We start from the raw sequence: 12,900 nt of genomic DNA, 5'->3' as shown, positions 1-12,900 counted from the left end.
TAACTCAAACAGTATCCACAGCCTATCTAGACAACTTGTGCAGAAATCATTTTTAAGAGTAGCTTAATAAAACAGAAATGCTGTAAGGAAACTGTATGAAATAACTGCCTGCTTTTTTGTTATAATGCGGCCACCTTAGGAGATGGTATAGAAGATCGCTATGAAAAAAATAACCCAACAGGACTGGGAAGCTCGTGTTAAACAACTCACTTTTCCTTCCCAAGCTTTTATTAATGGACAATGGCAAACAGCACAAGAAGGAGGTCATTTTAACTGCATAAGCCCAATTGATGGCCAAGTGCTCACCGAGGTAACCAATTGCACCCAGGCCGATGTAGATATAGCCGTTACTGCAGCAAGAGATGCCTTTAACCAACAAGTATGGTCTGGATTACCCCCCACCAAACGTAAAAAAATACTACTCAAACTGGCTAAGTTAATTAATCAGCACCAGGAAGAGCTTGCTTTATTAGAAACCCTAGATATGGGAAAACCCATTAACGACAGCCTAACAATTGATATACCTGCAGCGGTTCAGTGTTTTCAGTGGCATGCAGAAGCCATTGATAAAGTATATGGAGAAATTGCACCCACTCCTGCAAATACAATAGGCTTAATCACTAGAGAGCCTGTTGGGGTAGTAGGCGCTATTGTCCCTTGGAACTTTCCGTTGGTAATGGCTTGTTGGAAGGTCGCGCCTGCATTAGCAACCGGCAATAGTGTTATTTTAAAACCATCGGAAAAATCGCCACTAACCGCATTAAAATTGGCAGAATTAGCCCACCAAGCTGGCATTCCTGCTGGTGTATTTAGTGTACTACCTGGGCTGGGTGAAGATACAGGAAAGCCCATAGCTCTTCATCCTGATATTGATACCTTAGCGTTTACGGGCTCTAGTCGTACAGGTAAACAACTATTGGTGTATGCAGGCCAGTCTAATATGAAGCGAGTATGGATAGAAGCAGGTGGTAAAAGCCCCAATATTGTTTTTGCTGATGCTCCTGATTTATCCATTGCAGCCAAGGCTGCGGCTGCGGCCATTTGCTTTAACCAGGGTGAAGTTTGCACAGCCGGTTCTCGGCTGTTAGTAGAAAGCAGCATTCAAAGCAAGTTTCTTGAATTAGTGCAACAAGAATTATCAAATTGGCAGCCAGGCCACCCACTAAACCCAGAAACACAAATAGGAGCTATTGTTGATCAAACCCAACTACAAACTATTTTAAACTACATCCAACTAGGCAAGAAAGAAGGGGCTCAATTAGTCGTCGGTGGTAGTCAGTGTTTACAAGACAGTGGTGGTTTATTTGTAGAGCCCACTATTTTTGGCAACGTATCAAATAGCATGCGTATCGCTCAAGAAGAAATTTTTGGCCCAGTATTATCTAGTATTGGTTTTAGCTCTGCTGAAGAAGCAATCTGCATTGCTAATGATAGCCAATATGGACTAGCAGCAGCAGTATGGACCAAAGATATCAGTAAAGCCCATCGGGTAGCTAAAGCATTACGGGCAGGATCAGTTTGGATTAATCAGTACGACGGTGGAGATATGACTGCTCCTTTTGGTGGTTTTAAGCAGTCAGGCAACGGCCGCGATAAATCTCTCCATGCTTTCGATAAGTATACAGAAATTAAAGCTACTTGGATCAAATTATAGTTTTATCCCCTCATCCTAAGCTTCTCCCACAAAGAAGCCATGGCAAAAGAGGAATTAGATGGACACCTCCCCCTTTTTTAAGGGGGAGTCAGAATTGAGCCGCTATTACCTTTTATAGCCTTTTACAAAAAGTAGCTTGATTTAAAATTCATCCCATTCGCCATCATCTTCACTATGGGATCGAGTTATTGGTGGGTACTTTTTAGACATTACATGCTGCTTAGTGGATTTTTTATAATGATTAGCTGGTATATTTTCTGCTCCAGTTGAATGCACATAACTGATATCACTCTGTTCAAGCATATGTGAATTAACATCTAAATTAAAAAATCTCATTAACCTATTCATTTTTTCTGCATGATCTTTCATGCTCATACTCGCTGCAGAAGACTGTTCCACCAAAGCGGCATTTTGTTGAGTCATTTCATCCATTTGTGCAATAGCAGAATTGACTTCATTAATGCCAGACTCTTGCTCCTGAGCACTGCAAGTGATTTGATCAACCATTTTACTGACTTTATCAATCGCCTCAATTATCTCAGTTAAAGTATCACCGGACTTCTTCACCAGCGCTGTACCATCGTTAACCTTAAGCACACTATCACGAATAAGGCTTTTGATTTCCTGCGCAGATGTTGCAGAACGCTGAGCCAGGTTACGTACTTCTGCAGCTACGACCGCAAAGCCTCTGCCATATTCACCTGCCCTAGCAGCTTCAACTGCACTATTAAGTGCCAACAGATTAGTTTGAAAAGCAATTTCATCAATTACTCCAACAATATCTTCAATTTTTTTGCTAGCGGTATTAATATCTTCCATCGCAAACACTGCCTGATTAACCACTTCACCGCCACTTTGGGCTTTATTTTTAGCCACTATAGACATTTGGTTGGCTTCACGCGCATTTTCAGTATTACTTTTTACAGTGCCGGTCATTTCCTCCATACTAGCGGCAGTTTCCTCTAAAGAAGAAGCCTGTTCTTCGGTACGTGAACTTAAATCCTCGCTACCTTGTGCTATCTGTTGGGCACCTGAAGCAACTGCCTCACTGGCAACCACAATCTCACCAATTATTTCAGTAAGACGTTCAACAGTAGCATTAGCATCTCTTTTTAATTTGGCAAATGCACCTTGATACTCCTGATCAATTTTCTCAGTTAAATTCCCATTAGCCAAGGCATCTAATATTCTAGCGGTATCATTAACCACTTGTTCCGCAATACTAACTAGTTTATTGAGCCCTACACTCAATACTTTAAAGAAGCCTTGTTTATCTGTTTCTTCAATACGCTTAGTCAAATCCCCATTAACTGCAGCCATGACAACACTATCTATTTCTTGCTCAATGGCCACCTCCTGAGTGCGATCTTTCATCTCCACTATAGTACCCAGCCGCTCACCAGCTTCATTAAATACAGGGTTAGCATAAATGCGAATTGTACGTCCACTAACTACAAACTCATTTTTAAAAGTAGTTTTTAGCTCTTTAATTAGTTTGCGTTGATAAGCAGGATTTTTATGAAATATGTCAATACAGCTACCTAATATTTTATTAGCATCAAAGCCACTGATTTCCTTTTTGAAATAAACCTCTAGGTTTTTCATCAACCTTTCTAAGGAATTATTTACATAAACTATTTCGAAATCATTATTTGCAATCATCACATTAGAATTAACACAGTCAAGCGCTTGTTTTACTCGAGTTGTTTCGTTCATTTGAATATGTAACGTTTCAATGTTTTCTCTCAATTTTTTCTGCAAATCTACTAATTTAGTTATTACTGTACCCACTTCATCTTTAGACTGTATGGACTCAATATCTCTCTCATCATAATTACCCACTCTAATATCATCAAAAATAGTCAGTACAAGATTAAGGCCATGATTAATAACGCTATTTAACCACCATGCAAACACTAATGCTACAGCCACTAATGCAAAAATAATTAATAACTTTTCTACTCTTTCTGCTTTAAGCTCTTCTAGTCTTAATGAAAGTAATCTAGAGGTATTTGAATTTATTTCTTCTAAGAGTTGCTTCGCTACCGCAATTACTGATGAGCCTTTAGCAAAAATTTCTTCACCAGTTACATCACTGCGAGTCTTAATGGCTTCTGAATTTAGTATATTCCCATCAATTTTTTGCAGAAAATCATTTACTGCAAAAACCATTTCTTTTTCAGGATTATTTAAATTTCTCTTAAGAAGCTCATCGTTAGTATTGTTGTATACTATTGCGAACATCAGTTTACTTCTATTAACTCTCGATTTAATATTCCCTATAAGCATTTTTAATCTAATTTTTTGTTCTAGCGTTAAGGCATTATTAGTTACTATACCTGCTGCCATCCCCCTAAGCTGACCCAGTTCATCTATTAAAACAGGCAAGCTATTCACAGCAATATTAAGCAAATAGTTATTATCAATTGAAGGATCTAATAACAACTTAGATTGAGTACTTACATCAAGTATCAGGCTTTGAATTTGCTTTATTAATCGACTATGCTCATTAAAAGCCAAAGCAGCTTCTAGATCAAAAGCAGTAAGTTTTAAGCTTTCCCACTCACTTTTTAATGTTGATAACTTCTGATTAATTGATATTATCGAACCATATTTAGTATCAAGTTGAACTAATGTATCAAAAGCGTTAGCTATATCATTTCGTGTAACGTGGATTTGTGATCTTAAGTTTTTATTACCACTAAAATATGCATTTGTCAATCCACGATGTCTAGCCAAGTGCATTTTTAAAGGATAAATATTAATTAAGTAGTCTTTACCAATAAGTTCTCTTTCAGTGAAATCAATTCTAGCATTCTCTGCATCAATGAAAAACTTCAATAATATTAAAGTTGGAATAAGTAAAATTATAGAATATATAACCAACTTAAAAGCTATCTTTAAGTCTCTCACCCACTGAAATATTTTTACCTTACCTAGCATAGCAGCTATCCTCCTTGACTATTAACAAGGTTAGCTAACCATTACCTAGTGGTCCATGCACAAAGTAAGGTATAATTTAAAGATATTTATATATTATAAAAAGGTAAGAAACGCTGTATTAATTTGCGCCTAATAAGACAAAAGACCAACTTAAATAGTTGATTAAAAATAAATTATTATTTCTGAAAAAGTATACTAAAAAATAGATTAGTGGTGATAGCACCACTAGTAATTAATTATAAATTTAAGCAAAAACTATTGATAATTTATACAGCTTCTTGCACTACACTATCTTCTTCTTGAGTATCATTACTAAACTCAATACCAATTTTAGATTCGAATATTTTAAATTGATCTAAACAGTATAGCCCTGACTCACTTCTTATTAACATTCCTTTGATATGCTTAGCTATTTTTCTAATTTCAAAATCCTGTGTCTCTGCTTTAATCAGGTTCACTATTTCACTACTTAGTAAAATTCTTGAGTTGAACTTTTGCTTCGCGATTAGCTTAACACTACTTTCAATGGCAGCGCCTGACATTGAATTGTTAGCAATCCTAAATTCCCCGTAAGCAGTACTACTATGGAGCATATCACCAAAACTAAACAAAAGCCCCTGTATATGCTCTAATGCAAGCAACTCGTGTAATACTAATAGCTTAATGTCATCTTCATTATATTCATGATGAAGAGGTCTAACTCTAACAATAGCACCTTTTAAATTATAACAATAAATATTTAACTCTTTAGAAACATTATGTTGAAAAACTTGCTTTACAGCTTTCAAAACGGCAGCATTCTGATATTTTTTTATAATTGAGCTGAGGTCTATATACGTTACTACCGCATCATTCATCATAAATGAACTCCATTTAACACTTTTGTTATGTTAGTTATATTAATTTCCTTTAACCTACTTACTTAACCTAACTTATTTACTTGCGTTAAGTATGTATTAACCTCTATAGACCTTCCTTAGTATTCAGACATTGATTGCTTCCATACAATTTTATACTGAAAAAAACCACATAATATAAACATGTTTTGATGTATTTGAATTGCTTAGCCTTAGTGCTCGACTATTTTCTATAAAAGTATACTACGCTTGAGCTTTTTACTACTAATCTTCCTGACACTACTTCTAGTATACTACAACATTATCAAGGAGCTTTATATTAAGTCTCCTCAAGATCAATTATTCTACTTCAACAAGGCAATATCAACTTTTACTTTATTATTTATAAATTACAATATTTTATATAACAGCACACTCAACCTTTAATTAACTAAAATTTTAAAATAGACAATAATTATTGAAACACACTAACTATCCTGTAATATATATAAAAGCAGTCCTATAATTATAGTATTGCCATGTACTACTTCAGCGATAGTATATTAATGTCATTTTTTATTAACAATACAGACAGTTATAGACTAATTCTATAATAAACTCATATAGTTATACATGTATAATTTAGTTTAATATTGGTACTATATTGCATGCAAGATAAACTTTTATTTATTTTACTAGCAAATTATTCACTTGTTATAACAATATTTATAGCACTCGCATTAAAACAACTTAATAAAATCAACAAAAATAACAAAGACTTTCTTTCACATAAATTTCATACAATTGAGAAATATCTAAAACAGATTTTAGATGAAACTTCTGATGAAATTAGTCTTAATGGTGAATTAAATACTAAAGACTTTTTAAGCCAAAAAATATCAAAACGACATATTTTGTTTCTTAGAAGATCACTCATCCATGCTGAGTTGGAACTTGTTCAGCATTCTATAAGTAATGAGAAAATTTACTCTATACAAACCGAGTATCACTCTTTGATACAAAGATTACATAGAGAGGTAATCAGTATAATAGAAAGTAAGCAAGTCGATTATATTACTTATTTAAGTAATCAATTACAGCTATTAAATGAACAACAGACCTATCATGGGAAAGTCAGCCTAACCAACTGTTCTATTACAGATCTTACATTACAAAACTTTTTAACTTTCAGAAAAGAGTTAATTAAAATAGAAAGCGCCGGATTAAAAAGAAAACTAGAAAAAAATAATTTTCATCACTTTTTGCATGAAAGATATAAAATACTGATTGACAAACTACTATCAGCAAATAGCAATTTCGACATAAAAAAAATTAATGAAAGTTATGCTGTAAAGTTAGAGAAAAAATACAGTAAAGACATCAAGTCATATCAAGACAAGATAAAACACCTTGAAGACTTAAAGAGTTCTTATGAAGCAATCATTAACGAGCTCAATGCTAAAGAAAACATAAAAATTGATGACAGCGATATTAATAATGAAATATTACAAAATTTCTCCGCAATAATAAAAGCATCAAATGAGAAGATATTAGCTTTAGAAGAAGACATTAAAAAATATGAAATATCAATATCAGAAATAAATGCAAAAAATGATCGGCTTAAGAAAAAAGAGCACGAAGGAATAGATATTGAGGATATCGAAGAAAAGAAAATGCTGCATGAATTTTTTGAAGATATAACAAAGCTAACCAAAAAGATTAATGCCTTAGAAAATGAGAAAGTAACTCTTCAGCAACAAATAAAGGAAAAGAATAAAACAATTCATTCTCTTAAATCATCGGACTATAAACAAGCATATGAATCAGCTATTAGCAAGCTTAAAATGTTAAATCATTCGTATGAAGAGCTTGAAGAGATGTATATTAAACTACTTAAGCAGCATCAAAATCAAAGCTCTGATATCAAGAAAGTTAGTTAACGAGCACTAATAATAAAGTTTATTTTTGCTCGCGAACAATAATTCCAAAGAACTTTCAAAATATCAAAGCCCTTGACTAGATTACGCAGCAATCCAACTTCGTTGCCCTGTAAACCTTGCACTTAAATAGTCCATTTGGTCGCCTAAGATATTACGGTTTGCCAAATACATAAACTCAAATATATTTGGTTCAAATGGAATAGCCAACAACTGCATACCTGCTTCTTCTGGTGTACGCCCTCCTTTGTATCCATTGCAACGCTGACAAGCAGCGACTACATTTGTCCAAACATCAGCACCGCCTTGTACACGAGGGATAATATGATCGCGAGTTAACTCACGATCTGAGAAGATTTCTCCACAGTACATGCAATGAAATTCATCACGTCTAAATAAAAATGAATTACTTAGTGCAGGTGTAAAGCTTTTCTTTTTATAGTTACCATCACAAGCAATTATAGGTGCTAAAGTTAATTCTGAGCGAGACCCATTTTGGTTGAGACCACCTTTCAGATTAAAGCTTTTTTCACCTAAAGACCATAACACTTGTTGTTTCACATATAAGGTAGCTGCTTCATTTTTTGATAACCAGGATATTGGCAAGCCTGATTTATTTAAACGTAATATCTTCATTGTCACTACTCACAAGTACTTCAATTATCTTCACCAATAGAATGGAATGGATTTATAGTGGATAATTAATTTCATTTTATTCCGCAATATATTTAAGGGTACAGACACATCTACCTTATTGAAAGCTTAGCTTTTGCTTTCATTCAGGCATAAAAAAACCCGGAGTTTGTTAGCCTTCCGGGTTTTATTCTAAAAGTGCTCTAAGACTGGCTTGTTACTTTTAGGTATGACCTTAGAAGGCTTGGGCGCCTCCTAAAGTTAGAGACGCAATTACTGGTTTAGTTCCAGTGATAGCTCATAGCTACCCTTGCTGTCGCCTATTGTTAGGCAGCGCGTGCTGGGTAAATATGAGTTGTTTAATGTTATCTGTTGCATTTCGCTTTGCATCTCAGTTTGAAATAAGTCAATCAATGTTTTAGGTATCTTAATACTGTCAATAATAATGTCAAGCCTTTATGACACGCTTTTTACTCTACTCGATATCCAACCCCATGAACGGTTTTGACCACTACAGGGTTTCTAGGATCCACTTCTATCGCCTTGCGCAACTTTGATATATGCTGGTCAAGGGTACGGCTTGATGCAATATAACCACGCCCCCAACAATGATTAAACAGGGTATCTCGATCAACCACCTTACCTTTTTCTGTATACAATAAGCTTAGGATTTTGATATCCCGTAAACTCAGGTCAATTACTTGTTCTCCCCTTTGTGCTCTCAATTCATCTGGGAAAACTTCTAAATCAGCGATAGTAAATGATTTCTCCTGTTGTGTTTTTATATGTGCTCGCAAATATCGTCGGGTTACTGCTCTAATCCTTGCTACAACCTCTCGGGTACCAAATGGCTTCATAATATAATCATCAGCCCCTAACTCCAGGCCCAACACCTGATCAATTTCTTCCGATTTTGCTGTAATAAATATCACGGGGACGTCTTGATTAATCTGTCTAATTTCTCTGCATAGACTATAACCATCTTTTTCTGGCATCATGATATCTAATAGAATTAAATCCGGCTGTTCCAACTGAAAATACTGCCAGGCTTGTTGACCGTTTTCTGCAAGGATACAATGATAGCCTTCATTGCTAAGCAAGTCATTTAATCCTTCCCGAATAAAGGTATCGTCTTCTGCTATTAATACTTTCATTTGGTTACTCCACCGAATTTTAGACCGGGGATATATCGATACTTAACACAAAGCAAGCACCAACTTTAGATTCTATAAGTTTAAGCTCTCCTCCATGAAGCTTGGCTAACTGCTGAGCAATAGTCAATCCAATGCCTGTGCCACTAATACCATCGGTTAGTTTTGAGCTTACTCTATAGAATGGTTCAAAAATTTTATTATATGCAAAATCAGGAATTCCAGGGCCGTAATCTTGTACAGTAATTTTACACTGATCACTCTCTAGCTGTGTAGCCACACTGATTTTTTTCCCTTCATGAGCATACTTTTCGGCATTGCTAAATAAATTATTTAGTATTTGCTCTATTATTCCCTTATCAAAGTATACAGTTTTATCTGCAGTATAACTAACTTCAAATTGCATTCCTTTATTATGTAAGGTGGCCTCAAAAGCTAATATGGTATTTTTAACACACTCATCAACCACTCCAGGGGCTTTATTTATCTTAATGGCATTTCGTTGTGCTCGTGAGAAATTAAGTACATTTTCAATTAAGCGCGAAAGTCGCAAGCTTTCCCCTGTAATCACTTTTAAATACTTATTATGTTGTTGATCTTCTTCATACAGCTGGTCAGTTAATAGCTCTGCATACATTCGTATATTAGTAAGAGGTGTTTTTAATTCGTGAGAGACTTGATTAACAAAACTCACTCGCTGTTGGGCTTGAAACATTTCACGTTGCTGTTCACGGTAAAAGTAAATACCCAAACCAATAAGAGCGATAGCAAAAGCCAACAAACCTGCTAAGCTACCAACCCAACTTAGTTTAGCTAGTGTGGATTTATTAGAGAAATAAGCTATTTTCCAATTCGCCAGTGGTGGTGACAAATAACGGGTTCGTAATGCTTGCTTACCTTCATCAATACTATAACTGCCCCATTGATACAAAGTATTTGATTTATCATTTAATAATCTAATAGAAGACTGGTGTAACCCATTATTCTCGTAGGTTGCATCGGGTAACCGGTTAATCAAGTCAGACAACATGCGCATACGGTTCAGGTCAAAACCAATCACACGGTTAGTTGAGTCCTTTACCCAGTACAATAAACGATTATGACTACCAGAATACCAACTAACCCAACCACTGGATAATATATCAGGAGCAAAACTGGCTACTACTTTCTTCTGACTAACAGGGCTGACAAATGCTTCCAATTTAGCATCACTTTCGCTGGCAACTTGTACTTTTGTCATTTCATCCTGACTTACTAAATTTTGGAATAATTCAGAGTTACTCCATATTGGTTTCGTCTGATTAATAAAACTTTGTTCTTTACTTGATGCCATCCCATCAGGAGGAAAAGTTATATTATCTGAATCTGCTAAGATAAAAATATTTTGCACTAATGGCGAATCGTATAAATAATTTCTTACTTGATGAGTTAGTTTTGACTGCTGAATATTAGCCAGTGTTTGATAGTCTGATCGTAGTTGAATTTCCAGTTGTTCAAAGTATACAGTCAGTTCCCTTTCAACGGCTTTAAGTCTTGAGTCTATTAGATTTTGTGCTTGGTGAGCTTGGACAATCCGTTCGTTTTTCTGTAATTGAAAACTGAGCCAGGCAAGAATACAGATAGGAAGTAAAATAAGTAGTGCCAATACAAATTTTATTTTCTGTTGTGCGGTGAGTTTTTTCATTTCACTCCTTTGAGAGTAATGCAACACTACTTCAAATTTAGTTCCCTCTCCCAATGGGAGAGGGAACTAAAAATACCTTTTGTAACATCCTCCTTTGGATGAGGGACTTAATTAAACTAATAACTCTGCTGTTTTGCCCGCTTATACTGCTTTTCTTTCAACAGTTTACGGTTCTTATTCCAGTCAGCTTCTGACTCCAGAGCAGCTGCATCTTCTAGCACTTCTTCCTGTTGTTTTTTCAGCTTTTCTGATTTCACTACTTTTGACTCTTTTGCTAGATAATCTGCACTTTGTTTAAGCGCGGCTTTTGCTGCAGGGATATTACCCTCATCACGAAGTCTAATGGCTTCCTGAGCGGCTTCATTCGCTACTTGCTCAACAGAGTCTTCATAGACATCTTTATTAATTGATTTTGTGACTTCTTGTTTAGACTTTGAAAAGTTTGCAACAACCAATCCTGATAATGCTTCCTGTTTTTTATTCAGCATATTGTTATAGCTGACTTGTACTGAAGCAATGTCTTTTTGTTGACCAGATTTTCCTGGTGGCACTTCTACTTCTAAGATCAGGTATTTTTCCTGAGTACTATACAACTGATTAAGCCGAGTTCTTACTTTATTACCAACTACCTCACCTTCTCGACCAAGAATACGAATAGGACGCACGCCATTTGCACAATGAATTTCAATATTTACCCCTTGGGCAATCACTGACAGCACATCACCAAATTCACTCTGAAAAATTTTGGCCAAATCTTGTGCATTTTCTACAAATGCATGGTTACCATCACTGAAGCCAGCTAATTGCGTCATTAAGTCTTCGTTGTAACCTAAACCTAACCCTATTGTAGTAACACTGATACCTTCCTTAGCTAAGGATGCCCCTAACTGACCTAACTCAGAAGGAGACTGAGGGCCCACATTTGCCAACCCATCAGACAATAAAATGACCCTGTTGACTCGATTAGCACTAATAAATTTACGTATTTCATCCGCACCTTTACTCACCCCGGCAAACAAAGCTGTTGATCCATTTGCCTGAATCTGTCGTATCATATCGGCAATATTCGCTTTGTTGGTTACTTTAGTTGCAGGAACTACTACACTCACCGTCGTGTCATAAGTCACCACCGAAACAATATCATCTGGTCCTAGTTGATTAATTGCCATAATTGCTGCTTCTCTGGCATGGCGAATTTTATTACCCTGCATAGAGCCTGATTTATCCAAGACAATTGCAATATTCGTTGGGGTTCTTTTAATTAGCTCTTGATTTTGTTTAATACCTGTTAATGAAATCTTAACAAATGCTTTTTGCGCTTTATCTGCCTCTAATACAGGTGTAGCTAAATCTACAGAAAGGTTTACTGGATTTACTTTTGCATTTGTTACAGTTGCTATCAACATTAAACTACTGACCACACCAATGGCTAGCTGTTTAAAACGACTTACTTTCATGGCTACTCTCCTGATTGCTTGGCTGTTACCTTCCACTGTAATTGCTAAGGCCTTTGCTGTGGTCAGACAAAAGTAAGTGATATGTAAAAAGTTTGTAAAAGCTGTCGTAAGCCTTTACCGACAGCTTTTTAGAAGAGTAGCAGAGTCAAGTACCTAACCAGAGCACCTCATCAGGCCATCCCTTTACACACAAATTGTTATATTATAACATAACAATAAATCACTACTTCCCGTAGCCACTATAACCTCACCAAAAATCAGCTTACCGAGACTTAACATGGAGAAAGTAATAAACGTCCAAGCAATTGCAGACAAAACAGCGGTGGGCCTTTCAATAGTTTGCATGGTGCATTGCCTGCTATTACCCATTGCAATGGTGACATTACCAGCACTGTCTGTGGTTTCACTGGAAGATGAACTATTTCACCAACTGCTACTCATCGGTGTTTTGCCAATTAGCATAATTGCTTTAACCATAGGGTGCCGAAAGCACAAACGCTGGAGTAATGTTTTTTTAGGGGCTTTAGGCCAGCCCTTTCAAGGTGATTTTTTAGCCGCTTTTAAAAGCCTTGCTGTTGAAATATGGGGCTGGATTTTTATTTGTT

Annotated in this window: 9 protein-coding genes; 3 read left to right on the top strand and 6 right to left on the bottom strand. The window is 35.9% G+C overall.

Features of this window, described 5'->3' with window-relative positions:
* Positions 1-160: 160 nt before the first annotated feature.
* Positions 161-1,654: an aldehyde dehydrogenase gene (locus ORQ98_RS19835; RefSeq protein WP_274690560.1), complete on the top strand. Its 1,494-nt coding sequence runs from the start codon at positions 161-163 to the stop codon at positions 1,652-1,654.
* A gap of 141 nt (positions 1,655-1,795) precedes the next feature.
* Here ORQ98_RS19835 and ORQ98_RS19830 read toward each other — a convergent pair whose 3' ends face one another.
* Together ORQ98_RS19830 and ORQ98_RS19825 are read right to left on the bottom strand one after the other, a co-directional pair.
* On the bottom strand, positions 1,796-4,597 hold the full coding sequence (locus tag ORQ98_RS19830; RefSeq protein ID WP_274690559.1) for a methyl-accepting chemotaxis protein: 2,802 nt from the start codon (positions 4,595-4,597) through the stop codon (positions 1,796-1,798).
* Positions 4,598-4,863: 266 nt separating this feature from the next.
* The gene (locus ORQ98_RS19825) at positions 4,864-5,457 is read right to left on the bottom strand and encodes a hypothetical protein (protein ID WP_274690558.1); all 594 of its coding nucleotides are present in this window, start codon (positions 5,455-5,457) and stop codon (positions 4,864-4,866) included.
* A 644-nt stretch (positions 5,458-6,101) separates the two neighbouring features.
* Here ORQ98_RS19825 and ORQ98_RS19820 point away from each other — a divergent pair.
* Positions 6,102-7,373 carry a V-type ATP synthase subunit I domain-containing protein gene (locus tag ORQ98_RS19820; RefSeq protein WP_274690557.1) on the top strand — a complete coding sequence of 424 codons (1,272 nt, stop codon included), beginning with the start codon at positions 6,102-6,104 and terminating at the stop codon, positions 7,371-7,373.
* Positions 7,374-7,454: 81 nt separating this feature from the next.
* Here the strand turns inward: ORQ98_RS19820 and ORQ98_RS19815 are convergent, their stop codons facing one another.
* The 4 genes from ORQ98_RS19815 to ORQ98_RS19800 all read right to left on the bottom strand — a co-directional run bounded on the left by ORQ98_RS19815 (position 7,455) and on the right by ORQ98_RS19800 (position 12,295).
* Positions 7,455-8,006 (bottom strand): HNH endonuclease, encoded by a 552-nt coding sequence (locus ORQ98_RS19815; protein WP_274690556.1) that lies wholly within the window; start codon positions 8,004-8,006, stop codon positions 7,455-7,457.
* 467 nt (positions 8,007-8,473) lie between these two features.
* A complete protein-coding gene (locus tag ORQ98_RS19810) occupies positions 8,474-9,157 on the bottom strand; it encodes a response regulator transcription factor (RefSeq protein WP_274690555.1) in 684 nt (227 codons plus the stop codon).
* A 19-nt stretch (positions 9,158-9,176) separates the two neighbouring features.
* Positions 9,177-10,838, bottom strand: coding sequence for a sensor histidine kinase (locus ORQ98_RS19805; RefSeq protein WP_274690554.1), 1,662 nt, complete (start codon positions 10,836-10,838; stop codon positions 9,177-9,179).
* 116 nt (positions 10,839-10,954) lie between these two features.
* Entirely contained in the window at positions 10,955-12,295 is a 1,341-nt protein-coding gene (locus ORQ98_RS19800) for a vWA domain-containing protein (RefSeq protein WP_274690553.1), read from the bottom strand.
* A gap of 277 nt (positions 12,296-12,572) precedes the next feature.
* On the opposite strand from ORQ98_RS19800, the gene ORQ98_RS19795 reads away from it, so the two are divergent.
* Positions 12,573-12,900 (top strand): MerC domain-containing protein (locus ORQ98_RS19795; RefSeq protein WP_274690552.1); only part of this gene is annotated, 328 nt, incomplete at its 3' end.

The organism is Spartinivicinus poritis, assembly GCF_028858535.1.
Taxonomy (GTDB): Bacteria; Pseudomonadota; Gammaproteobacteria; order Pseudomonadales; family Zooshikellaceae; genus Spartinivicinus; species Spartinivicinus poritis.
This window is presented reverse-complemented; position numbering and strand designations above follow the sequence as displayed.

Bases quoted from the DNA above. Each gene is read 5' to 3' on its own strand.
- ORQ98_RS19835 (WP_274690560.1), top strand. From the start codon at position 161: ATGAAAAAAATAACCCAACAGGACTGGGAAGCTCGTGTTAAACAACTC.
- ORQ98_RS19830 (WP_274690559.1), bottom strand. From the start codon at position 4,597: ATGCTAGGTAAGGTAAAAATATTTCAGTGGGTGAGAGACTTAAAGATA.
- ORQ98_RS19825 (WP_274690558.1), bottom strand. From the start codon at position 5,457: ATGATGAATGATGCGGTAGTAACGTATATAGACCTCAGCTCAATTATA.
- ORQ98_RS19820 (WP_274690557.1), top strand. From the start codon at position 6,102: ATGCAAGATAAACTTTTATTTATTTTACTAGCAAATTATTCACTTGTT.
- ORQ98_RS19815 (WP_274690556.1), bottom strand. From the start codon at position 8,006: ATGAAGATATTACGTTTAAATAAATCAGGCTTGCCAATATCCTGGTTA.
- ORQ98_RS19810 (WP_274690555.1), bottom strand. From the start codon at position 9,157: ATGAAAGTATTAATAGCAGAAGACGATACCTTTATTCGGGAAGGATTA.
- ORQ98_RS19805 (WP_274690554.1), bottom strand. From the start codon at position 10,838: ATGAAAAAACTCACCGCACAACAGAAAATAAAATTTGTATTGGCACTA.
- ORQ98_RS19800 (WP_274690553.1), bottom strand. From the start codon at position 12,295: ATGAAAGTAAGTCGTTTTAAACAGCTAGCCATTGGTGTGGTCAGTAGT.